A 21,284-nucleotide genomic window follows, 5' to 3' on the forward strand; every position below is an offset into this window, starting at 1 on the left:
GAAGCATTATCCCTCATGACTGACACGATTGGCGCCGGCCAGCCCGGCCAAGACGCTTTCCCGCCCGTCGAGGAGCTGAGCTATGAGCAGGCACGCGACGAACTTATCGAAACCGTGAAGATCCTCGAGCTCGGGCAGATGGGCTTGGACGAGTCCCTGAAATATTGGGAGCGCGGCGAGGCATTAGCCAAGGCCTGCGAGGCACACCTCGACGGCGCTTCCAAGCGCGTAGAAGAAGCCCTCCGCAAGAATGCGGACAGCCCGGACAACGCAGAAGCACAAACGGAAACAGGAGAGGTTTAGATGAAGATTTACGGCTACCCGGGAGATCGCGTCGACTTCGTCTCCAAGTCGGGCGGAGCAGGGGCCATGGTCTTTGGTGATCCGCGCCAGCTCGCCGAGGAATTCTTCGGCACCCCGCACACCGACAACGGCGAAGAAATCAGCTACTTTTCCGGCTCCATTGTCTTGCGCTTCACCGAAGGGAAACTCAGCGAGGTCTCTTTATTCCCAGGCAAGTCCAAGCACGAAAAGGTGGATATCTACCTTGGCAAGACCCGCCTGAGCGGCCTGGACCCCGAGACCCTGCGCAGCGCTGCTGGCGACGCGGTCGAGGTGGAATGGGACGGCGCGCTGCAGAGCGTGACGTTTCGCTGACTAGTTACTCGCTGATGACGCTGCCGTCCTCAGCGATCTGGAGCGGCTTGGCCTCGACAAATGCGGTCAAAGCCGCCTCATAATCCGCGTCGGAGGCAGAGCCGGTAAGGATAAGGCGGGCATCGCCCAAGTCCGTGATCCACAGGGGGCGAACGTCCTTGTCGTCGCTGCTCAGGATTTCCACGTCCTGACCCGCTACCTCACGCCGCTCGGAGTTGGCTCGATAGTTGGAATCGTAAGCGGTGGGGACATCCTCAAGCGCTAGCTGGGTCTGTGCCGACTCAACGTATCCTTCATTCGCGGTCAGCCAGCTCACAACGGCACCGGACTCGCTGCCCACTTGCTTGCGCCGCGCGGCCGTCGGCTGCCAGCCCTCCGGCATGACAGGTTCGCGAATGACCGCCCCGCTACCGCGCGCTTCCATCTCCAGGAAGGTAGCGGCATCCACATTCTGCACAGGCCCGGACTTTTCCGGATTTATCGAGCACAGTCCCGTTGCCCCGACGGCCAGGAACATCATGATGAGGATGATGCCCACCGTCAGGGTGATATCACGCGCGTCCTCAAAAATCTTTGGTTTATCTTCAGATGCCACCCGCCCAGTATGGCACGACGCCTCCGACACACGCGACAGCGCCCTCTCACCTGCCTTTTCGGTAGGTGGTGCACCCCCGCCCCTCTTCTGGGGGAGGCATTCGGGCTTGAGTGGGCAGGAAAAGTGGAAGAATAGAATTTGTATTCCGGGTTGTCCCCCACCCCGGGCCGAGCCACCTGAAAAGAAAGGGACTAATCACACATGTCTGATAACACGTCTTATATCCCCGACCGCAACCTAGCCATGGAGCTGGTGCGCGTCACCGAGGCAGCAGCGCTCGCCTCGGGTCGCTGGGTTGGCCGTGGGCAGAAGAATGAAGGTGACGGCGCCGCGGTGGATGCTATGCGCAAGCTCATCAACTCCGTCGAGATGAACGGCGTCGTCGTCATCGGCGAGGGCGAGAAGGATGAGGCCCCGATGCTCTTCAACGGCGAGAAGGTCGGCACCGGCCAGGGCGCCGAGATGGACATCGCCGTCGACCCGGTTGACGGCACCCGCCTCATGGCTGAGGGCCGCCCGAACGCTATTTCCGTCATTGCTGCTGCCGAGCGCGGAACCATGTACGATCCGTCCGCTGTTTTCTACATGAAGAAGATTGCTGTTGGCCCCGAGGCGGTCGGCGCCATCGACCTCAATGAGTCGGTGGCATGGAACGTGAAGTCCGTGGCCAAGGCCAAGGGCATCAAGCCGGCTGACCTGACCGTCGTCGTGCTCGACCGCCCCCGCCACGATGACCTCATCCGCGAGATCCGTGAAGCTGGCGCCAAGGTTCGCCTCATCATGGACGGTGACGTTGCCGGCGCTATCGCCACCTGCCAGGACAGCAACTCCATCGACCTCATGATGGGCATTGGCGGCACCCCGGAGGGCATCATTACCGCCTGCGCCATGAAGTGCATGGGCGGTGAAATCCAGGGCAAGCTGTGGCCCAAGGATGAGGAGGAAGCAGAGAAGGCCCGCAAGGCTGGCCACGACCTCGACCGCGCCCTCACCACCAACGATCTGGTTTCTTCCGAGAACTGCTACTTCGCCGCTACCGGCGTGACCAACGGCGATATGCTCCGTGGTGTCTCCTACCGACCGAACGGCGCCACCACCCGCTCTCTGGTCATGCGCTCCAAGTCCGGCACCATCCGCTACGTCGACTCCATCCATAAGCTGGCTAAGCTGCAGGAATATTCCGTGGTGGACTACACCAACCCCCACGATCAGGAAAGCTAGTCCACTTTCCCAGGAAGAGTGCTACGGTGGCCATGAATGCCGTGCCACGGCACACATAAAGAACCCAACAAAACTCATTTCACAGAAAAGGTGAATTCATGACTGAATACCGCATTGAACACGACACCATGGGCGAGGTAAAGGTTCCGGTCGACGCCCTGTGGCGTGCCCAGACCCAGCGCGCCGTGGAGAACTTCCCGATCTCCGGCCGCGGCCTCGAAGATGCTCAGATCCGCGCACTCGGCCTCCTCAAGGCTGCCTGCGCCCAGGTAAACAAGGACTCCGGCAAGCTCGATGCGGAGAAGGCTGACGCCATCATCGCCGCCGCCACCGAGATCGCAGAGGGTAAGCACAATGACGCTTTCCCGATTGACGTCTTCCAGACCGGCTCCGGCACCTCCTCCAACATGAACACCAACGAGGTCATCGCCTCCATCGCCCACAACAATGGCGTGGAGATCCACCCGAATGACCACGTGAACATGGGCCAGTCCTCCAACGACACCTTCCCCACCGCAACCCACGTTGCGGCAACTGAGGCTGCCGTCAATGACCTCATCCCGGGCCTCAAGGTGCTCCACGACTCTCTTCTGGCCAAGGCCAAGGAATTCGCTGACGTGGTCAAGTCCGGCCGTACCCACCTGATGGACGCCACCCCGATCACCCTGGGCCAGGAGTTCGGCGGCTACGCTCGCCAGATCGAGCTCGGCATCGAGCGCGTTGAGGCCACCCTGCCACGCTTGGGTGAACTGGCTATCGGCGGCACCGCTACCGGTACCGGCCTGAACACCGACGCTGAGTTTGGCGGCAAGGTCACCGAGGAGCTCAAGAAGCTCACCGGCATTGACCAGCTCTCCGAGGCCAAGAACCACTTCGAGGCCCAGGCTGCCCGCGATGCCCTCGTCGAGTTCTCCGGCGCCATGCGCACCGTGGCTATCTCCCTCAACAAGATTGCCAACGACATTCGTATGATGGGCTCCGGCCCGCTGACCGGTCTGGCAGAAATCCACCTCCCGGACCTGCAGCCGGGTTCCTCCATCATGCCGGGCAAGGTCAACCCGGTCCTGAGCGAGGCCGCCACCATGGTGGTCAGCCAGGTCATCGGTAACGACGCCGCTGTTGCTTTCGGCGGCTCCAACGGCCACTTCGAGCTCAACGTCTACATCCCGATGATGGCCCGCAACGTCCTCGAGTCCTCCCGCCTGCTGGCAAATGTCTCCCGCGTCTTCGCCGAGAAGTGCATCGACGGCATCGAGGCCAACGAGGAGCGCATGAAGAAGTTTGCGGAGTCCTCCACCTCCATCGTCACCCCGCTGAACTCCAAGATCGGCTACGAGAACGCCGCCAAGGCAGCTAAGCACGCGCTGAACGAGAAGATCACCGTCCGCGAGGCAGTCATCGACCTCGGCTTCGTTGACGGCGAGAACCTCACCGAGGAAGAGCTCGATGAGCGCCTCAACGTTCTCACCATGACCAACCGCGACCGCGACAACTTCTAAGCTCGCTTTCGCCCACGCCGCCGCTCTCCTTCGGGAGGGCGGCTTCGCCGTTTTCCCATCCACCCCGCTGGGCCAACAGCAGGGTCGGGGTAGCCAAACTGCCCGTCCTGCCAAAGTTATAGCCTCCGCCTCAAGATCTGGCAATAACTTCGTCAACTAGGGCAGTTTTAGGCTTGAGAGTTTCTTTCCTAGCCATCACTTCGCGCCCTTCGCGCTCACGGCGAGCCTTAACCAGCCACAGTCCACGCTGCCGGTGGGCGCGAAGGATGGGGTTGCTGTTCTTATCTCCTTTCCTGTGCGCTGCGCCATAAAGATCGTCCCGCCATCATGAGAATCACCAGCATTGCACTTGGTGCAAACTTGCACTGAGTGTAGGATTGCACTCTGTGCAAGAAGAATTGTCATTACGCGAGCAAAAACGTCTAGAAACTCGCCTACGCATAGAGGATGCTGCCACCCTCTTGGTAGACGAGCACGGCTTTGCTGCAGTTACGGTGGAGGAGATTTGTGAGAAGGCCGGTATTTCCCGGCGTACTTTCTTTAACTATTTCGACTCCAAGGATTCAGCTGTTCTGGGCAACCCCAGCCAAGAATTTTCCCAGGAGCAGAAGAGCTATTTGCTCGAAACCCCCACGGAGAACCTCTTCAAGCTGGCCGTAGACCTCATCAAGGAACACCTCATTGGACAGCACGCCAACAGGGAGATTGCTGAGCGACGCCGCCGTATCTCCCGCGATGCGGACGCAGCGGCGGCGTCCTTAAGCAGAAAGCGTGCCAAGTCCAACGAAGTCCTTGAGCTACTCACCCAGCGGCTGGAGAAAGAGCCAGCATTAAAGACCATGCCGGATGTCTCCCCGCACACGGAGGCACTCCTCATTGCTGTCACCATCCGTGAGGCTTTCTGGTTGGCCACCACCTCCCCAGACTTCAGCTGCGACATCCCCTTTGAGCAGCGCTTTGATTCCGCACTCATGCTCATCAACAACTATTCGAAAGGACTTTCATGGTAGCTACCGCGAAACCGCCAGTGGCCCACACTGACACCGGCAAGCCGGAAAACAACCTTGCCCTCGTCTTCTCTGCCCTCGTGCTCACCATGTTGATGAGCTCCCTGGGGCAGATGATCTTCGCTTCCGCCCTGCCCACCATCGTCGGCGAGCTCGGCGGCGTCGACCACATGAGCTGGGTTATCTCCGCCTTCCTGGTCACCATGACCATCGCTATGCCCATCTCCGGCAAGCTCGGTGACATGATGGGCCGCAAGTGGCTCTACATCGGCGGCATTGCCACCTTCGTCATCGGTTCCGCCGTGGGCGGCTTCGCCAACTCTATGAACCTGCTCATCATCGGCCGCGCGATTCAGGGCTTCGGCGCTGGATTCATGATGATTTCCTCCCAGTCCATCATTGCTGAGGTCACCACGGCTCGTGAGCGCGGCAAGTTCATGGGCATCATGGGCGGCGTTTTCGGCTTGTCCTCCGTCCTCGGCCCAGTCCTCGGTGGCTGGTTCACTGATGGTCCCGGCTGGCGCTGGGGCCTGTGGATGAATATCCCCCTCGGTCTTCTCGCCATGACCGTTTGTGTGCTCGTTCTGCACCTGCGCGTTGGTGATACTGACTTGCGCAAGTTTGATGCCTTGGGCGCCACGTTCATCGCCATCACGACCGCCTCGCTCATCCTCATGACCACCTGGGGCGGCACCCAGTATGAGTGGTCGGATCCCGTCATTCTCACCTTGGCCGTCATCGTTGTGATCGGTGCTGTCATCACGGTCTTCGTCGAGAAGCGGGCCAAGGAGCCTCTGATCCCAGTTCTGCTGTTTAAGAACCGCAACATGGTGCTCACGACGGCCGCCGGCATGGTGCTAGGCCTGGCTATGTTCGGTGTGCTGGGCTACATGCCGACCTACCTGCAGATGGTGCATACCCTGACGCCGACCAAGGCGGGCCTCATGATGATCCCGATGATGCTCGGCATGATCGGCACTTCTACAACAGTGGGATTCATCATCGCCCGAACCGGCCACTACAAGCGCTACCCCATCATCGGTCTCGCCATTACGGCAGGCGCGCTGTTCTGGATGTCGAAGCTGACTGTGGATACCTCCCTGACTCAACTTGGCGCTGAGTTCCTCGTCTTCGGCATCGGCCTCGGCTTCGTTATGCAGGTGCTCGTTCTCATCGTTCAGAACTCCTTCCCCGTGGCGCTGGTGGGCACCGCAACGGCGGCCAACAACTTCTTCCGCCAGATCGGTTCAGCTATGGGTGCCTCCTTGGTGGGTTCGCTGTTCATCCACAACATGAAGGATGAGTTGGCCGCCAACATGCCTGCCGCCATTGCTTCCATGGGCAAGGCTGGCGCGCCCTTTGCAGAAAAGTTCAGCGCTGAGGGCGGCGGTTCCTCTAGCCTGACCCCGTCGATGGTGGCACAGCTTCCGGACCCCATCCGCGACGTCATCCTCAACGCCTACAACGACGGCCTCACCCCGGTCATCCTGCTCATGGTCCCGATGGCGATCATCGCTCTCCTGCTCATCCTGCCGGTGCGGGAGGAGCACCTCAAGGAGACCATCGACTAGGACGTCGGTCCCCGCTCAACAACAAGAAATCCTCGCTACGAACAATGACGTAGCGAGGATTTTTCATACCAGAGTATTTAACGCAGAATTCCCAACTGGCGCGCCACCTGGGCAGCTACACCAATGAGCGCAAGCACGCCGGCAATGATGACCACGATGGTTCCAGCATCCGCACCACCGGAGCTTAGGTTTCCAGCAAGAGACTTCTTGGTCACCTGCACGATCTTGGTGACTTGGTTGTCCGACAACTGGGGCTGACCATTGCGCACCACATAGGTGTTAAAGGTGACGGTCACGGTTCCCTCCGACTTAGCCTCGTAGGTACCGTCCTCGTTGACTTTAAGAACCTCAGGATCGCTTGAGCTTGGCGACGCCACCGGCACCCCTAGCTTCGCTCCCCAGAATCCATCGATGCTCAAGCCCAGGCTGCCTTGGCTTCCCACCGAGGTGCCTCCAGTCGTCATCAGTTCGGCATCATTGACTGCACTTTCCGGCACAGCGATGGGGAATGCGTGGCGGCCGGTGATGCGAGCGGGTTCACCCGGCATATCGCGATTGGAGAAGAAGCCTGCGGTGACCTTTCCTACCTGTGCCTGAGCAAAAGTTACGTGAACGGGATCAATGATCGAGTAGAAGTGGCCATTCTGTGGATTCCTTTGTCCGTTTGCACGAACAAGCTGTTCCCACTCACTGGAGCCTTGGTTGCTATCCGTCGACCACGATGCAATAGCGCCCGGCATGTCTGCCGTGGTGAGATTTTCTCCGGCCAACAGATTATCGATGACCCCAAAGGCCCCTACCCCAGGGAGCCGCTCGTGGTTGAAATCCAAATTCTCCTCCGCAGCGCGCTGCAAAACCGCGTGCTCAAGGCCACGATCCCAAGAAATCGCATTCATATACTCTTCACGGGTGTGATAGCCCGCAGCGGCAGCTGCCTGCTGCAGCGTTGCACCGTCGAAGGGAAGATTCGCATCCCAAGCCTTGCCGCGCAGCTGACGAACTTGGCGGGTAACCAAGTCAATGTCGGATTGCATGACCGGCTCGGCAAAGACATATGCCAGAGCGCCATCGGGATAGTTAACGTTGAGCTCTGCTACAGGAACGGAGCCAGCAGGTGGAAACTCAGCAGCCGTGGCAACGGGCGCTACAAAAGCACCGGTCGACACGGCTACGGCGGTAGAAAGGGCAAGCACAGAGGTGCGGAAAGACATGATTCGCCTTCGATAGAGAGTGGATGAGAACAGGTTCTATTCTATCCCCACTCCTGCCCTGGTATTAGAAAAGTGAGATAATTACTTCCTCTTCTCGTTGGCTGCTGCCTTCTTTTCCTCCGGCTTAGGCAGAAGCAACTCGTATACATCGGTATCGCGCCACTGGCCGGCGAGCTCGCCGTAGGTCATCTTTGCCATGTGGGAGTAGGTGCCCACCTTGACGAAGCCGCGGGACTTGTGCAGCCCGGCAGAACCTTCGTTCTCCGGGAAGATCCATGAGTGAATGGCCCACTTGTGCAGGTCACGGCATACCTCGATGAGCTGATCCAACAAGGCGCCGCCAATACCGCGGCCCTGGGCCTCTTTGCTCAGGTAAATGGAATCCTCCACCACGCCGTGGAACACGGTGCGGGTAGACGCTTGCGCAGCGCAGACCCAGCCGAGAACCTTCGAGTCATCGTCCGCCTCCACCGCAACGAAGACTGACGACATGATCTTGACGTTCTTAAACTCCTCGAAGGTCAGCGACCGGGTCTCGTAGGTAGCGTGGCCGGTGTTGAGGCCCTGCTCGTAGATTTCGCGCATTTGCGGGTAGTCCGCCGCAGTGAATGGACGGATGCGGAAATCCTTCTTCTTGTCTTTCGCGTTGTCGCTCATAGGACAATTATTACTGAGCACGCACGACCAATGCCAAGCAGACCCCTACAAGATCGCCATTCGCGAACGAGTTAGTTCTCACCTTCCAGCAAATCGGTGACAAGTTCCGCAATGGCAGAGCGCTCAGAGCGCTGCAACGTGATGTGAGCGAAGAGCTCATGCCCTTTGAGCTTTTCAATGACTGCCTGCACACCGTCGTGCCGGCCCACGCGCAGGTTATCTCGCTGCGCCACGTCATGGGTCAGTACCACGCGCGATCCGCGGCCCAAACGGGACAAGACAGTCAGCAACACGTTGCGCTCCAACGACTGGGCCTCATCGACGATGACGAAGGAATCGTGCAGGCTGCGGCCGCGGATATGGGTCAGTGGGAGAACTTCCAAGAGGCCTCGGTCTTGGACTTCATCCATGACGTTTTCCGATACGAGACCCTCCAACGTGTCGTAGACCGCCTGCGCCCACGGGTTCATCTTCTCACTCTCGGAGCCAGGCAGGTATCCCAGGGACTGCCCACCCACCGCATACATCGGGCGGAAAACCACGATGCGGCGGTGTTCCCCACGCTCCAGCACAGCTTCTAGACCGGCGCACAAGGCCAACGCAGACTTACCGGTACCTGCACGGCCTCCAATGGACATGATGCCCACGGAAGGATCCAGCAGCAGATCCAAAGCTACCCGCTGCTCAGCCGAGCGCCCCTGGAGACCAAAGACATTCGCATCACCGCGTACCAAGCGCACTGCGCCCTCGGCTGTCATGCGGCCCAGCGCTGATTGCCCGCCTGCCTGCAGCGTCACGCCACAGTGCACCGGAAGGTCCTCGACGCGGGTGCCGGCGGTGGTCACTGATCCGTCGATAAGCACCTCGCCTTCCCCATAGAGCTCATCGATGACCTCCGCGGTGGTCTGCACCGTAGCCATACCGGTGTATCCCGTGAGCACAACGTCCTGCGCGTGGTACTCATCTGCCTGCAGGCCCACGGCGCCCGCCTTAACGCGCAGCGGAACATCCTTGGTCACCAGGACGGTGTCCTTGCCCTCGTGCTGCAGGTTGAGCGCGCAGGCCAGGATTCGGTGGTCTCCCTCCGGCCCACGGAAGGCCGCTGGCAGCAAGGACTGATCCTGGTGATTCAGCTCCACGCGCAGCGTTCCGCCCGCGGCGTTGACGGGAAGAGGCTGATCCAGCGCCTCATAGGTAGCGCGGAGGTCCTCCAAAAAGCGAAGAGCTTGGCGGGCGAACCAGCCAAGCTCCGGGTGATGACGTTTTCCTTCCAACTCAGAGATAACGACGATGGGCAGCACCACATCGTGCTCTGCGAATTTACGCAACGCCCAGGGGTCGGAGAGGAGGACGGAGGTATCGATGACATAGGTCTTGGTAACCACAGCGGCCTCGTGCGGCTGCTCGGTCAGGACGGAAGGATTGGTCATAGCGGCAGGGTTCTCCCTTGTTATGCCCGCCCCAACTCAACGACCTGGGTGGGCATGGTGAAGCTGGTGGTTTTTCGAACTGTCCGGACGTCCCTGTGAACCTCCGGACACCGTCCACGCTAGAGAGCAAAGGTTGAAATTACATGGGTGCAAGATGAACAGTATTAAAACGACAATCCCCAGAGCCACACCATCCCCACCAGTCGGCTCGCTCCCTCACAAACCACAAAGAAATGCTCCGCACTGGTTTTACAGTGCGGAGCATTTCTTAGAAAGCTGGCTCTATTGTGAGCCCTCTTAGTTAATGGTGGCCTCGTACTCGCCGGACTCACCCTGCATCCAGGAGATGGTGCCGTTGGTGAATTCCTGTACCCAGCCGTTGCCCTCGGCCTTCTCCGGGGCGGTCGGCAGGCCAACCTTGCTGTCCAAGCCGCCTTCCTCGGTCCAGGTCTCAGCGATCTTGCCGATGATCGGCTGGGAGCCATCGTCCTCGCTGAATGCCAGCAGCTTGTCCTTGGCGAAGGTAGCAACGCTACCGGCATCGGTGGACTCGATGGACTCCGGATCGCCCCACTCGGCGGCCTTGTCCTTGATGGCCTGTGCAAAGTCGGCAGGGACCTCTACTTCGCCGTTAGCGGTGGAGACGCTCTCCTTATCGCCCTTGGCACCCTCAGAATCAGCGGAATCCGCGTCGGAGGACTCCGCCTCAGAGGAATCAGCACCCTCGGAATCGGAAGCCTCAGAATCAGAAGCCTCAGCGGACTCGGAACCGTTGATGGAGTCCTTAGCCTCATTAGCAGCGGAACCGGCAGCATCGGTAGCGTCGGACGCGGCGGACTGTGCAGCGTCGCCAGCGTCCTTAGCGGCGTCCTCGGCATCGGAGCAGGCAACGACACCCAGGGACAGGGTGGCAGCGGCGATACCAGCAGCGAAACGACGAGTCATCTTCTTCATTATCTAAACCTTTCTCTTTTGTTGAGCACTGTTCTAAGTACTTTTGTTGGGAACGAAGTCCACCGTAGGCTCGGCCGCGGCCGCCCCGCCACCGATGCACCTATGATTTGACAACAAAGAGCCTTCCTTATCTACGTTTCCGCTGCTGAGACCCCCTATATCTTTTCGATAACGGTTTGGAAATCGAGTCCTTGTGAGACTTTCCTTGCGACTTTCTGCGTGCTTGTTTAGCCTTTGCTTTGTCACGGGCACTGCGCTTCTCAGCAACATTGCGGGAAGAATTCCGCGTCCTTCCCTTCGCCACGCCGACGAAATCCTGAATCTCGTCACCATCGTCTGCTCGGCGCCACACCAAAGCGATCTCCGTGCGCGCAACAGTGGGATCCTCCAGACCTAGAGCCACTACTTGCTTCTTGCTGAGCACCTTCAGCAGAGGTCGAGGTGCGATGGCCACGCCCACGTTGGCTGCCACAACTTGGAGAGCGGTACGCAGGGCAGGGACGTCGACGCTGCCATCCTGCGCAATCCGGTAATTCACGATCTCTTCGGCTACATCCTCCGATGTAATGTCCTCCCCTACCTCGGCGTACACGGAATCCTTCGGAACTGCGATCCCAGGCGCTTCCTCGTACAGCCGAACCACATGAAAGCTGTCATCGACCCGCGGATCTGGCAGGCGGGTCAGAGCAAGGTCAGCTTCCTGGGCAAGAAGAGCCGCCATCGCATCATCGGCGTCGGCGGTCACCAGGGACTCGAGAGAATGCGAGTCACGGTAGCGGCGAAACCATTTACCGGGTTCTGTACCAGTGCAAAAGACAAGGCGGAGCATGCACCTCATACTACGGTGCTGCTAGCGTGGTGAGCGTGACTGATACCCCGAATAATGAAACCCCAGCCAACGAAACCCAGCAGCCTTCCGGTACCGCCATGCGCGCGCAAACCGCAGCTAAAAAGCTGGGCATCTACCTGCCGGCCGCCCCGGAGGAGTTTCAAGCCAATGCAGTAACGCACGCGCAATTGCGCGACTTGCAGGAGAACCCACCGGAGTGGCTGGCCACCCTACGCCGCGAGGGCCCGCACCCGCGCCCGGTGGTGGCACAGAAATTGGGCATTTCCGTGACCGCGCTGAAGAAGAACGAGATGGACCGCCCTCTGACCACCGCAGAAATCAAAGAGCTCCTCAGCGCAATGCCCGAGTGGCTCGAGGCCGCCCGGAAAGCTCACGCTGAGGAGCGCAAGGAAGCTTAGACCAGCTTCCAGTCCTCAAGGCCGTCGTAGAGCGGGAAGTCCGCGGCGACCTTCTCCACGCGGGCACGCAGCTTGGCGACGTCCGCGTTCTTACCATTTGCCAGCGCGGTACCGATAACATCGGCCACCTCGGTGAAGGCCGCCGCGTCAAGACCGCGGGTAGCCAAGGCCGGGGTACCAATGCGCAGGCCGGAGGTGACCATCGGCGGGCGCGGATCGTTCGGAACCGCGTTGCGGTTCACGGTGATGCCGACCTCGTGGAGGAGGTCCTCTGCCTGCTGGCCATCGAGCTCAGAGTTGCGCAGATCCGCCAGGACGAGGTGCACGTCGGTGCCTCCGGTGAGAACGTCGACGCCCGCCTTGGTGCAATCCTCAGCGGTTAGGCGCTCAGCCAGAATACGAGCGCCCTCCAGGGTGCGCTCCTGTCGCTCCTTGAACTCCTCGGTGGCCGCAATCTTGAGAGCAATAGCCTTTGCCGCGATGACGTGCATCAGCGGACCACCCTGCTGGCCCGGGAAGACGTTGGAATTGATCTTCTTGGCAAAGTCCTGCTTGGCCAAGATAATTCCGGAGCGCGGGCCACCAAGCGTCTTGTGCACGGTGGAAGACACAACATCGGAGTGCGGCACCGGGGAGGGGTGCAGACCGGCGGCCACGAGGCCCGCGAAGTGCGCCATATCCGTCCACAGGTAGGCGCCGACCTCATCGGCGATGGAGCGGAAGGCCTCAAAGTCGATGGTCCGCGGGTAGGCGGACCAACCAGCAATGATCACCTGCGGCTTCTCAGCCAGAGCCTGCTCGCGGACCTTGTCCATGTCGAGGCGCATGGTCTCCGGGTCAACCTCATACGCGGCAACGTCGTAAAGCTTGCCGGAGAAGTTCAGCTTCATACCGTGGGTCAGGTGGCCGCCATGCGCCAAGGACAGGCCCATGATCTTGTCACCCGGCTGGATCAACGACGCCAGCACCGCAGCGTTGGCCTGGGCACCGGAGTGCGGCTGGACGTTGGCAAATTCGGCGTCGAAAAGCGCCTTGGCACGATCGCGAGCCAGGTCCTCCACGACATCAACGTGCTCGCAGCCGCCGTAGTAGCGGCGCCCCGGGTAGCCCTCTGCGTACTTGTTGGTGAGAACAGAACCCTGCGCCTGCAGAACGGCGCGGGGGACGAAGTTCTCCGAAGCAATCATCTCGAGGGTATCGCGCTGACGAGCGATCTCACCAGAAATAGCATCGAAGACCTCGGGGTCAAGATCTCGCATCTCCTGGTAGCGCACGTCTGAATTGTTCGTAGTCGTCATGAAAGCGTGGTGTCCCTTCCTACAGATGGTCAAAATAGCCAGCAGCGCCCGCTCGCAGCACAACACCACCGGCTTTAGAAATCGCCGAAGCTAGTTCTACATCCTAACGCCCCTATCCCCCGCGCGGGGGCCTCTAAGAATCTTTTCATTCGGGGCAATTGCACGAGGCGCCGGATGCAGTGCGACAATAGTCGGCATGGCGCGAATGACCGATGCGAGCCCGTACCTCGATTTTGACCGCGATACGTGGCGTGCCCTGCGTAAATCCATGCCACAGGTGTTGACGGCCACCGAGGTGGAAAAACTCCGTGGTATTGGTGACCGCATCGATCTCACCGAGGTGGCGGAAGTCTATCTGCCGCTATCCCGTCTCATTCACATGCAGGTGGAGGCCCGCCAGAAACTCACCGCCGCCACCGAGGCCTTTTTGGGTAACCCACCGACGCACGTGCCTTTCGTCATCGGCGTCGCCGGCTCCGTCGCCGTGGGCAAATCGACGACGGCGCGCTTGCTCCAAGTGCTCTTGGAACGCTGGGATTCCCACCCGAAGGTCGACCTCGTCACCACCGATGGTTTCCTCTACCCCACCGCCTACCTCAAAGAGCACGGGCTAATGCAGCGCAAGGGCTATCCGGAGTCTTATGACCGCCGCGCGCTCATGCGATTTGTTACCGACGTTAAATCCGGCAAACCACTGGTTACCGCACCGCTGTATTCGCACGTGTCCTATGACATCGTCCCCGATGAATTCCAAGAGGTCCGGCAACCGGACATCCTCATCTTGGAAGGCCTCAACGTCCTGCAGACCGGGCCAACCCTCATGGTGTCAGATCTCTTTGACTTCTCTGTCTACGTCGATGCCCGCGTGGACGACATTGAGAAGTGGTACATCGACCGCTTCCTCAAGCTCCGGCACACTGCCTTCCGCGAGCCGGGCGCGCACTTCGCTTCCTTCGCGGACATGACGGATGAGGAAGCCTACGCGCAGGCACGTGAGATCTGGCAGTCCATCAACCTGCCCAACCTCATTGAGAATATTCTGCCCACCCGGGTGCGCGCTTCCCTGGTTCTGCGCAAAGGATCACACCATTTGGTGGAACAGGTCAGGATGCGCAAGCTCTAGGCGGCGTAACCCGGCTAGCGCCCAAAGCGGCGCGAGCGCTGAGAATAGTCGCGCAAGGCACGCAGGAAATCCACCCGGCGAAATGCTGGCCAGTAGGTATCCGTGAACCAAATCTCGGAATAGGCTGCCTGCCACAGAAGGAACCCGGACAGCCGCTGTTCACCGGAGGTACGAATGACGAGGTCGGGATCCGGCAACCCTTTGGTGTACAGGTTGCCCGTGATGGCCTCCGCCGTCACGTTCTCCGCGATTTCTTCAGCGCTCAGCCCCTTGCGTGCTTCACTACGGATCAAGTTCTGTACGGCATCCACAATTTCTTGGCGCCCGCCGTAGCCCACCGCAATATTGACGATGACACCTTGGTGATCCTCGGTAGCCTCAGCCGCACTCTGCATCTTGGCTGTGACCTGCTCGGGGAGCAGATCTAGGTGCCCGACCAGGCGGATCTGACAATCCAAGTCACCCTGGGAGAGGTGCGTGACGACATCCGAGATGATGTCGAAAAGCAACTGCACTTCCTGCTCGCTGCGCTTCAAGTTTTCCGTCGACAGCAAGTAGATAGTGACGACTTCAATGTCGGTGCCCTGGCACCACGAAATCATCTCACTGATCTTCCGCGCGCCTTGCCGGTGGCCGTGGCTGATATCCGTAAAGCCCGCCTCGCGCGCCCAGCGGCGATTGCCATCCGCCATGATTGCCACGTGGCGTGGTTGCGGTTTGTTTTTAATCTCACGCGTTAGGCGCGCCTCATAGAGGGGGTATAGGAGCTGGCTTAGGAACTTCACGGTGGAGAAACGTCCTCTGCGTTAAAAGATGGACTTCTTGCTGTTATCGAGGATGCCGGCTTCCTTCATTGCCGCATCGACCGCCTCATCATCAAAAGGATCGATGCCATGATCCTGCGCGAACATGGTGCGGCGGCGGAAGCGCGAATAGCGGCGGTGAAAGTTCCAGCCTGCAAAAAGGACGGCCACTCCCATGAGAACGAGGATCAGCAAACCAATGGGCGAGGCCTTACCGAACTCCGGTCCCACCGGCCCGCTTTGGCTCCCTTGGGCGAGCAGGGCGACGTCATGCGCCGCGAAGTACAAAGCGTTCATACTTTAAGATTCCCCTACTTCCGGGATTCCCGCAAACAGGTCGTCCTCTGGCAGTGAGGACGAGACACGGGTCTTGGCCAACTCGAACTCCTCCGTTGGCCAATGCTCCTGCTGCACGGCGACGGGCGTAGCGAGGAAAGCACCAGCCGGATCGATTTGGGTGGCGTGCGCGCGCAGGGCGTCCTCCCGGTTTTGGAAGTAATCCGCGCACTCTACCTGCGTGGTCACGCGCGCCATGATGTCACCAAAAGCGGTGTCCCAGCGCGCCAGCATCGGCTCATAGGGGCTAATCTTTCCCTCTTCTACAAGGAGGTCGTGAAAGATCTTCATTCTCTGGTACACGAAACCGTGCGTGTAGTAGAGCTTCTGCGGCTCCCACGGCTCTCCCAATTCTGGGTGGTAGGCGGCATCGCCCGCCTTCTCCCACGCCAACATAGAAGCACGGTAGACCATGAGGTGATCCGGGTGCGGGTAGCCGCCGTTTTCGTCATAAGTAATGATGACTTGGGGGCGGAACTCCCGAATGATCTCCACGAGTTCTTGGGCCACATCATCATCTTCTTTGAGAGCAAAGCAGCCCTCAGGCAGCAGGTCCTTGATATTGGGGGCCAGCGGATTACCCGGAAGGCCCGAGTCCACGTGCCCGAGCCACCGGTGCTGTACTCCCAAGGCGGCGGCGGCCTTCGCCATTTCTTCACGACGAATACTGCCCATGTTCTCGAGGACGCCGGGACGGTCCATGGCTGGGTTGATGATATCCCCCCGCTCACCGCCGGTGCAGGTCACGACGAGGACTTCCGCTCCCTCCGCGGCATACTTCGCGGTCGTCGCAGCACCCTTCGAGGATTCATCGTCAGGGTGCGCGTGAATAGCCAAAAGGCGCTTTGTGCTCACTGGGTGATACATCTCCCTACATCGCTTCTTTAAACAGAGGCCCAGTCTAGTGGATAGTAACTTCGTAGCGACCGTTGGATAGAATCAGACTCATGTCTGACGCCCAACCTGCTTCTCGCTCCGCACGCGCACGGTCTCGCTACGGTTCCTCGTCCTCCTCTGCTCGCACGGGGAAATCCTGGACCAATCGGGCCCTAGTCCTGATTTTCCTGGGCATGCTGGTGGCGGCCGTCGTCTTTGGCGTGCAGTACGTGCGCAGCCAACAGAAAATTAACGCGGACATCTCCTATGTCACCCACGAGATTCTTTCCGACGATACCGCCCGCGTGTGGGTAGACATCACCCGCAACCGCGTGGAGGAGCCTGCCTATTGCATCGTGCAGGCTTTTGACTATTCCAAGGCAGAGGTGGGCCGCCGCGAAATTGCCGTGCCGGCTGGCGGCGAAGCCGCCCAGCGCGTCGCCGTGGACATCCCTACCAATCACCCTGCCGTCGCCGGTGGCGTCTACGGCTGCTCCGGAAATATCCCCTCCTACCTCGATATCAGCACCATGGATTCTGCGGGTGAGGCAAACGCCGAGTAAAAGCCCAGCTATGCTAGTATGTTGAGCGTTCTGAATGGGCCGCGCCACCTGCGCTTTTAGGCCCAGTCTTTAAGAAATAAAACCGTTCATCAGGAACCGTCAACGGAAGGTTGCACTATGGCTGAGCAGCAGAAGCAGTACATCACCCCGGAAACCAAGGCCAAGCTCGAGGCCGAGCTGCAGGCCCTCATCGACCACCGCCCGGTCGTCGCCGCCGAGATTAATGAGCGCCGCGAGGAAGGTGACTTGAAGGAGAACGCGGGTTACGACGCCGCCCGCGAAATGCAGGACCAGGAAGAGGCCCGCATCAAGCAGATCTCCGAGGTTCTGGCTAACTCCACCACCGAGCGCACCGCCGTCCAGGAAGGCGTTGCCCACATCGGTTCTGTCGTCCATGTCTACTACAACGGTGACAAGGAAGACCGCGAGACCTTCCTTATCGGTACCCGCGCTGCGGCATCGGATAACAAGGATCTGGAGACCTACTCCGAGCAGTCCCCGCTGGGTGCTGCCCTCCTGGGTGCTGCTGAGGGCGAAACCCGCGAGTACACCGCGCCGAACGGCAAGACCTTGTCGGTGACCGTGGTCTCCGCGGCACCTTATGATTCCGCAAAGGCCGCAACTCCGCGCAAGTCCTAATTTATACTGCTCTTAGGTCATCGTTTTTCTGAGAAAGAGTTTTATCACATGAAGAAGTTCACTCGTTTCGCTGCCGCTGGTCTGGTTGTCTCCGCTGGACTCACCCTGGCTGCTTGCCACCCGCCGAGCGAGCAGGATTCCACTGAGAAGGTCGACACCGGTGCCACCTTCACCGGTGAGGCGCCGGGTGCTGGTGCATCCGAGTCCACCGCAGCAACGGCTGAGACTGAAGCCACGGCTGAGACTGAGGTTGCTCCGGCCGAGTACACCACTGCTCCGGTTCAGCAGTAGGCTCACCGTCAGCTTAAAGCGAAAGCGGCGTCCCGTTATTCGGGCGCCGCTTTTCGCGTTATGAGGTTATGAGAGAATATCCCTCACCCACGGCCCCTAGTTTTCTTCCCGGGCCCACTCGCCGATGACTCCGGGCAGCACCGCGGGCGCTTCACCGAGGAGATCTCGGCGGTTCGGATCGCGTTCAACCTGCGTGGTGACGGATTTGATCCTCTTTTCGCTTTCACCGCCGCGGGCTGCTCCGCCCATCATGGGCATCATCCGCATACCCGCGCCGCGGGTTTGACCGCCGCTAGCCTTCGCGGCGCCTGCTCCCCCAGCGGCACCTACGACACTATTTGTACCGCCAGCGTTACCAATACCACCGGCGCTGCCGGCGCCGACGCCGCCAACTCCACCAGCGCCACCGATCACTCCTCCTCCGGCCATACTGCCTGCGCTTAGCGACGCCCTTCCGTCCCTCTGCAGTCCACTCCCCGCTACGGCCCCGGGAAGGCCACCGATAACCGGGTGCGTACCCGTCTGCGGTCCGCTGGGCGCAGTACCGAAGCCGCCTAGCCCCGCCGCTGCAGTCGTCGGATTCGCCGACATCTCCGGTAACCGGCCCAGCCCCCGGCCGCTGAGTCCGGCAACACCCCCAGGTAGCGCGTTGCCGCGCGCATTCGCAAGGCCAACGGCGCCAAGTCCCTGCCCACCGGCACCGCTGCCTAGGCCTCCTAGTCCACTCAGACCAGCGCCAATGTTCGGCGCACCAATCTGAGTTGCCGACGTCCCCGGAACACCAGCATGAGACGGGTTCAGTGTTCCTACGCCTGCGCTCGCGGCCGACGTGTTCACGTCCGCCGCACTAACGGGTGCCAACGAATCTCCGAAACCCAACTCGCTGAGGATCGTGCGTCCACGATCATGCAATGCGCTATGAAACTTCGCGATGTCACCAGCATCCATCCCAACGCTTTCAAGCCCCTGGATTTCACCGTCTGCAACGCCGAAGGAACCTGGCCCGACGGCGCCGCTTTCCATCGCCTCAGCAATCTGCTGCGGCCAGGCAACGCCTTCCGTGGTGTAGCGGGATCCATCACCTGCGACCGCGCCGAATTGGGTACTGACATCCCCACCACCGCTGGGTGGTGCCGCATCCATGAGCGCGTGCTGATAGGGCATGGCGGCAATAACCTGCTGTTGAAGCACGCCCTGCATATATCCCAACGCCGCCTGTTCTGCGGCCTCGCGTGCGACGGGATCTGGAATTGCTGCTACCTCGAAGGCCAAGGCGATTGCCTCTGGCTGCACATTCATTAGCTGCGCTTGGAAGCCGAACAGCTTTTGTTGCATGACCTCGGCATTGGCAATGAAGTGTGTGCCCGCCTTCGCAACTTCACGAATCTTCTGGGCCGCTCGCGTGGTGGCTTCGCTATCATTCTCCTCCTCCAACGACGCGGCCGAGTTTTCCAGCCCCGCTACGATATCGGCGACTTCTCCACTCAAGGCTCCCCACCGCGCATTCGCTTCCGAGACATCCCAGAAACGGGTGCTGAACAAGTTGGATGCCAGTCCCATGATTGATGCACCGGTGTCAACGATGGGAACCGTAAACCCAAATGGGCTGTATCCCGGATCTGGTTGCGACACGATCGGCATCGCCTCCGCCGCGCCCCCGCCACCGGCGTCTGCGACATCCAGCCCTCTGCTGTTGAGCTCATCCTGTGATTCGAAGCCGGCGAGCTCGGTCTGGAGCGCCTCTGCTAACCATGCCAGTTGCGTGTTAAAGCCTTGCAATGAACGCTGGGCGGAACCTGGATCATGAGTAAGCACTCGTTCATGAATACCCCCAACCTCCTTTATTCCCGTAACAGGAGAAAACCCACTGTTAAGCGGAGAGTGCGCTTTATCCGCGATACCCTTGAGCTGTGCCGATAGTCCATTTATTTCCGATAGTTGATTGAACAAGTTTGACAAGTTAATTTGCATATTTGTTCCTTTATGTAGCAAGCGTGTAAAGAATTTCTTCCCCTAGAGCGCAGCGCTCTTCGTCCCCCTGAAATGCACCAAAACCGCTGAATTCGAGTACTAGGGTTCCCCTAACTGTCTCTAGATATACGGTGCAGAATAGCCGTCCAAAAGTAGGATCCTGGAGGGCAATAACTGGTAGTTTCTCCCCTTCATAAATCCTTCGGCCCCCAGATTGTCTTTCCAGTTGTTCAATACCAATATCCGTTACCCCCAACCCGACAAAGGCGGTCTGACCATCTGAGTTTTCAGCTTCAAACCCACAGTGAGAAAAGCCGGATTCTCGTACGCTCGACTCCAAGCGCGTGTCCAAACCTGCTTCTTCTAAATCAATCCCCGCAATTTCGCTACATGGATCAAACACCTGAAAGCCAGGCTCCGTACGATCAAATTCACCAAGTGGCGGTAGTACCCCACCGCCCGCACGAGACTCACTGCTTGAAGCTTGAGACTCTCGCACCTTCGTGGCGGTGGCTTCAGCGACCCCCGAGTCCACTGAGCCACCGCCGGACATGTCGCCAGAAAAGTTGCTAAAGCCCCCCGAGTTTTTACCATTGTCGCGAGCACTAAGGCCCAGCGGAGCTGCACAGTTTGAAAGCACCCCTATACAAACCGCCACCAACGCAAGGCCCCCGATTCGCTTCATGGTTTCCCTTCAACCAACTTTTCTGACTATCAGAAGCCCCTCACCAGAGCCAAGCTCAGCGAGCGGCTTCTGCGACCAGAATGCACGAGAATGCGCAATATGTCGCGCCAACCCCACATAGTCCATTTTCAATGGGTTGCAGATAATGATGTATTAGATGCGAGTGATAAAAGGTTCATAAATAGGTGCTGGTCGTCGCCTGTAAGAATTGTGGGTGCGCGCCGTGAGACTCTTGTGCCTGCGCTGCCGATTATGACCATGCAGGTGCCCCCTAATTACAACACTGTTAACATTCGTTCGTCGTTTTTCACCCTGCAGGCACGACCCCATCACGCGTTTCGGAAGTAAGAGCCAGCTTCATCCACGCAACTGTCCATAAAACCACCTGTAACCTTGCACAACTTCCATGGAGAAGGGTGGCAACCAGTCGTAGAAAGTGAATCCAGGCCACACGCCGTACTGCTGCCAAAGTTCACTCCGGAACACCGTGGACGGGATTCTCCATCCGTTTTTCCGACTTGGGTGATCGAACATTTCTCCCAAGACAACGGCATCTTCTCGCCGATTTGCACTTTTTGCAAGGCTTGTTTCTTTCTCTTCGCGCCCCGCCTGGCAAGGTGAGAAATTGCCAATTGAGGCACACAAATAA

The 21,284-nt window shown here is 59.5% G+C and carries 23 protein-coding genes; 11 read left to right on the forward strand and 12 right to left on the reverse strand.

Going from position 1 to position 21,284, the window contains the following annotated elements; all coding sequences use genetic code 11:
• Window positions 1-15 precede the first annotated feature (15 nt).
• Entirely contained in the window at window positions 16-303 is a 288-nt protein-coding gene (locus HMPREF2807_RS02445; RefSeq protein ID WP_070510275.1) for an exodeoxyribonuclease VII small subunit, read from the forward strand.
• The gene (locus HMPREF2807_RS02450; protein WP_070510278.1) at window positions 304-657 is read left to right on the forward strand and encodes a hypothetical protein; all 354 of its coding nucleotides are present in this window, start codon (window positions 304-306) and stop codon (window positions 655-657) included.
• A gap of 4 nt (window positions 658-661) precedes the next feature.
• Here HMPREF2807_RS02450 and HMPREF2807_RS02455 read toward each other — a convergent pair whose 3' ends face one another.
• Window positions 662-1,252, reverse strand: a complete 591-nt coding sequence (locus HMPREF2807_RS02455) for a DUF4245 domain-containing protein (RefSeq protein ID WP_070510281.1) — start codon at window positions 1,250-1,252, stop codon at window positions 662-664.
• Between the two features lie 201 nt (window positions 1,253-1,453).
• Here HMPREF2807_RS02455 and glpX point away from each other — a divergent pair, with 201 nt between their 5' ends.
• The 4 genes from glpX (at window position 1,454) to HMPREF2807_RS02475 (ending at window position 6,550) form a co-directional block, all read left to right on the forward strand.
• The gene (glpX, locus tag HMPREF2807_RS02460) at window positions 1,454-2,473 is read left to right on the forward strand and encodes a class II fructose-bisphosphatase (RefSeq protein ID WP_070510285.1); all 1,020 of its coding nucleotides are present in this window, start codon (window positions 1,454-1,456) and stop codon (window positions 2,471-2,473) included.
• A 98-nt stretch (window positions 2,474-2,571) separates the two neighbouring features.
• Window positions 2,572-3,972 carry a class II fumarate hydratase gene (locus HMPREF2807_RS02465; RefSeq protein ID WP_046648340.1) on the forward strand — a complete coding sequence of 467 codons (1,401 nt, stop codon included), beginning with the start codon at window positions 2,572-2,574 and terminating at the stop codon, window positions 3,970-3,972.
• Window positions 3,973-4,358: 386 nt separating this feature from the next.
• Complete coding sequence (locus HMPREF2807_RS02470; RefSeq protein WP_070510288.1) at window positions 4,359-4,982, forward strand: TetR/AcrR family transcriptional regulator; 624 nt, start codon at window positions 4,359-4,361, stop codon at window positions 4,980-4,982.
• Window positions 4,976-6,550, forward strand: coding sequence for an MDR family MFS transporter (locus tag HMPREF2807_RS02475; RefSeq protein ID WP_070510291.1), 1,575 nt, complete (start codon window positions 4,976-4,978; stop codon window positions 6,548-6,550). Before HMPREF2807_RS02470 ends, HMPREF2807_RS02475 begins: the two co-directional genes overlap by 7 nt.
• A gap of 77 nt (window positions 6,551-6,627) precedes the next feature.
• On the opposite strand, the gene HMPREF2807_RS02480 is transcribed toward HMPREF2807_RS02475, so the two are convergent.
• The 5 genes from HMPREF2807_RS02480 to HMPREF2807_RS02500 form a co-directional block, all read right to left on the reverse strand.
• Entirely contained in the window at window positions 6,628-7,761 is a 1,134-nt protein-coding gene (locus HMPREF2807_RS02480; protein ID WP_070510296.1) for a hypothetical protein, read from the reverse strand.
• Between the two features lie 81 nt (window positions 7,762-7,842).
• Window positions 7,843-8,418 (reverse strand): GNAT family N-acetyltransferase, encoded by a 576-nt coding sequence (locus tag HMPREF2807_RS02485; protein WP_046648337.1) that lies wholly within the window; start codon window positions 8,416-8,418, stop codon window positions 7,843-7,845.
• 71 nt (window positions 8,419-8,489) lie between these two features.
• Entirely contained in the window at window positions 8,490-9,848 is a 1,359-nt protein-coding gene (locus HMPREF2807_RS02490) for a PhoH family protein (RefSeq protein ID WP_046648336.1), read from the reverse strand.
• A gap of 297 nt (window positions 9,849-10,145) precedes the next feature.
• Window positions 10,146-10,802, reverse strand: coding sequence for an LGFP repeat-containing protein (locus tag HMPREF2807_RS02495; protein ID WP_070510299.1), 657 nt, complete (start codon window positions 10,800-10,802; stop codon window positions 10,146-10,148).
• Window positions 10,803-10,929: 127 nt separating this feature from the next.
• Window positions 10,930-11,631 carry a LysR family transcriptional regulator substrate-binding protein gene (locus HMPREF2807_RS02500; protein WP_070510302.1) on the reverse strand — a complete coding sequence of 234 codons (702 nt, stop codon included), beginning with the start codon at window positions 11,629-11,631 and terminating at the stop codon, window positions 10,930-10,932.
• 98 nt (window positions 11,632-11,729) lie between these two features.
• Here HMPREF2807_RS02500 and HMPREF2807_RS02505 point away from each other — a divergent pair, with 98 nt between their 5' ends.
• Window positions 11,730-12,050, forward strand: coding sequence for a DUF5997 family protein (locus tag HMPREF2807_RS02505; protein WP_083299207.1), 321 nt, complete (start codon window positions 11,730-11,732; stop codon window positions 12,048-12,050).
• On the opposite strand, the gene glyA is transcribed toward HMPREF2807_RS02505, so the two are convergent.
• Entirely contained in the window at window positions 12,047-13,348 is a 1,302-nt protein-coding gene (gene glyA, locus HMPREF2807_RS02510; protein WP_070510305.1) for a serine hydroxymethyltransferase, read from the reverse strand. The two genes, HMPREF2807_RS02505 and glyA, sit on opposite strands and share 4 nt — an antisense overlap.
• Before the next feature lie 196 nt (window positions 13,349-13,544).
• Between glyA and coaA the strand changes: the two genes are divergently transcribed.
• On the forward strand, window positions 13,545-14,471 hold the full coding sequence (coaA, locus tag HMPREF2807_RS02515; RefSeq protein ID WP_046648333.1) for a type I pantothenate kinase: 927 nt from the start codon (window positions 13,545-13,547) through the stop codon (window positions 14,469-14,471).
• A 14-nt stretch (window positions 14,472-14,485) separates the two neighbouring features.
• Here coaA and HMPREF2807_RS02520 read toward each other — a convergent pair whose 3' ends face one another.
• From HMPREF2807_RS02520 to mca, 3 genes are read right to left on the reverse strand one after another with little or no spacing between them, the layout of a single operon-like run.
• Window positions 14,486-15,256 carry an isoprenyl transferase gene (locus HMPREF2807_RS02520; protein WP_046648332.1) on the reverse strand — a complete coding sequence of 257 codons (771 nt, stop codon included), beginning with the start codon at window positions 15,254-15,256 and terminating at the stop codon, window positions 14,486-14,488.
• A 21-nt stretch (window positions 15,257-15,277) separates the two neighbouring features.
• Window positions 15,278-15,571 carry a hypothetical protein gene (locus HMPREF2807_RS02525; RefSeq protein ID WP_046648331.1) on the reverse strand — a complete coding sequence of 98 codons (294 nt, stop codon included), beginning with the start codon at window positions 15,569-15,571 and terminating at the stop codon, window positions 15,278-15,280.
• Between the two features lie 3 nt (window positions 15,572-15,574).
• Window positions 15,575-16,465 carry a mycothiol conjugate amidase Mca gene (mca, locus tag HMPREF2807_RS02530; RefSeq protein ID WP_046648345.1) on the reverse strand — a complete coding sequence of 297 codons (891 nt, stop codon included), beginning with the start codon at window positions 16,463-16,465 and terminating at the stop codon, window positions 15,575-15,577.
• A gap of 92 nt (window positions 16,466-16,557) precedes the next feature.
• On the opposite strand from mca, the gene HMPREF2807_RS02535 reads away from it, so the two are divergent.
• The 3 genes from HMPREF2807_RS02535 to HMPREF2807_RS02545 all read left to right on the forward strand — a co-directional run bounded on the left by HMPREF2807_RS02535 (window position 16,558) and on the right by HMPREF2807_RS02545 (window position 17,979).
• Window positions 16,558-17,049: a DUF4307 domain-containing protein gene (locus HMPREF2807_RS02535; protein ID WP_046648330.1), complete on the forward strand. Its 492-nt coding sequence runs from the start codon at window positions 16,558-16,560 to the stop codon at window positions 17,047-17,049.
• A 117-nt stretch (window positions 17,050-17,166) separates the two neighbouring features.
• Window positions 17,167-17,688 (forward strand): transcription elongation factor GreA, encoded by a 522-nt coding sequence (gene greA, locus HMPREF2807_RS02540; RefSeq protein ID WP_046648329.1) that lies wholly within the window; start codon window positions 17,167-17,169, stop codon window positions 17,686-17,688.
• Window positions 17,689-17,736: 48 nt separating this feature from the next.
• Window positions 17,737-17,979 (forward strand): hypothetical protein, encoded by a 243-nt coding sequence (locus tag HMPREF2807_RS02545; protein WP_046648328.1) that lies wholly within the window; start codon window positions 17,737-17,739, stop codon window positions 17,977-17,979.
• 96 nt (window positions 17,980-18,075) lie between these two features.
• Here the strand turns inward: HMPREF2807_RS02545 and HMPREF2807_RS02550 are convergent, their stop codons facing one another.
• Together HMPREF2807_RS02550 and HMPREF2807_RS13855 are read right to left on the reverse strand one after the other, a co-directional pair.
• A complete protein-coding gene (locus HMPREF2807_RS02550) occupies window positions 18,076-19,794 on the reverse strand; it encodes a hypothetical protein (RefSeq protein ID WP_369816133.1) in 1,719 nt (572 codons plus the stop codon).
• Window positions 19,795-19,960: 166 nt separating this feature from the next.
• A complete protein-coding gene (locus HMPREF2807_RS13855) occupies window positions 19,961-20,635 on the reverse strand; it encodes a DUF3558 domain-containing protein (protein ID WP_158010522.1) in 675 nt (224 codons plus the stop codon).
• Between the last annotated feature and the right edge of the window lie 649 nt (window positions 20,636-21,284).

The sequence above is a fragment of the Corynebacterium sp. HMSC074A09 genome, assembly GCF_001811545.1.
Classification (GTDB): domain Bacteria; phylum Actinomycetota; class Actinomycetes; order Mycobacteriales; family Mycobacteriaceae; genus Corynebacterium; species Corynebacterium hiratae.

Bases quoted from the DNA above. Each gene is read 5' to 3' on its own strand.
- HMPREF2807_RS02445 (WP_070510275.1), top strand. From the start codon at position 16: ATGACTGACACGATTGGCGCCGGCCAGCCCGGCCAAGACGCTTTCCCG.
- HMPREF2807_RS02450 (WP_070510278.1), top strand. From the start codon at position 304: ATGAAGATTTACGGCTACCCGGGAGATCGCGTCGACTTCGTCTCCAAG.
- glpX (WP_070510285.1), top strand. From the start codon at position 1,454: ATGTCTGATAACACGTCTTATATCCCCGACCGCAACCTAGCCATGGAG.
- HMPREF2807_RS02465 (WP_046648340.1), top strand. From the start codon at position 2,572: ATGACTGAATACCGCATTGAACACGACACCATGGGCGAGGTAAAGGTT.
- HMPREF2807_RS02475 (WP_070510291.1), top strand. From the start codon at position 4,976: ATGGTAGCTACCGCGAAACCGCCAGTGGCCCACACTGACACCGGCAAG.
- HMPREF2807_RS02480 (WP_070510296.1), bottom strand. From the start codon at position 7,761: ATGTCTTTCCGCACCTCTGTGCTTGCCCTTTCTACCGCCGTAGCCGTG.
- HMPREF2807_RS02485 (WP_046648337.1), bottom strand. From the start codon at position 8,418: ATGAGCGACAACGCGAAAGACAAGAAGAAGGATTTCCGCATCCGTCCA.
- HMPREF2807_RS02490 (WP_046648336.1), bottom strand. From the start codon at position 9,848: ATGACCAATCCTTCCGTCCTGACCGAGCAGCCGCACGAGGCCGCTGTG.
- HMPREF2807_RS02495 (WP_070510299.1), bottom strand. From the start codon at position 10,802: ATGAAGAAGATGACTCGTCGTTTCGCTGCTGGTATCGCCGCTGCCACC.
- HMPREF2807_RS02500 (WP_070510302.1), bottom strand. From the start codon at position 11,631: ATGCTCCGCCTTGTCTTTTGCACTGGTACAGAACCCGGTAAATGGTTT.
- HMPREF2807_RS02505 (WP_083299207.1), top strand. From the start codon at position 11,730: ATGCGCGCGCAAACCGCAGCTAAAAAGCTGGGCATCTACCTGCCGGCC.
- glyA (WP_070510305.1), bottom strand. From the start codon at position 13,348: ATGACGACTACGAACAATTCAGACGTGCGCTACCAGGAGATGCGAGAT.
- coaA (WP_046648333.1), top strand. From the start codon at position 13,545: ATGGCGCGAATGACCGATGCGAGCCCGTACCTCGATTTTGACCGCGAT.
- HMPREF2807_RS02525 (WP_046648331.1), bottom strand. From the start codon at position 15,571: ATGAACGCTTTGTACTTCGCGGCGCATGACGTCGCCCTGCTCGCCCAA.
- HMPREF2807_RS02535 (WP_046648330.1), top strand. From the start codon at position 16,558: ATGTCTGACGCCCAACCTGCTTCTCGCTCCGCACGCGCACGGTCTCGC.
- greA (WP_046648329.1), top strand. From the start codon at position 17,167: ATGGCTGAGCAGCAGAAGCAGTACATCACCCCGGAAACCAAGGCCAAG.
- HMPREF2807_RS02545 (WP_046648328.1), top strand. From the start codon at position 17,737: ATGAAGAAGTTCACTCGTTTCGCTGCCGCTGGTCTGGTTGTCTCCGCT.
- HMPREF2807_RS13855 (WP_158010522.1), bottom strand. From the start codon at position 20,635: ATGAAGCGAATCGGGGGCCTTGCGTTGGTGGCGGTTTGTATAGGGGTG.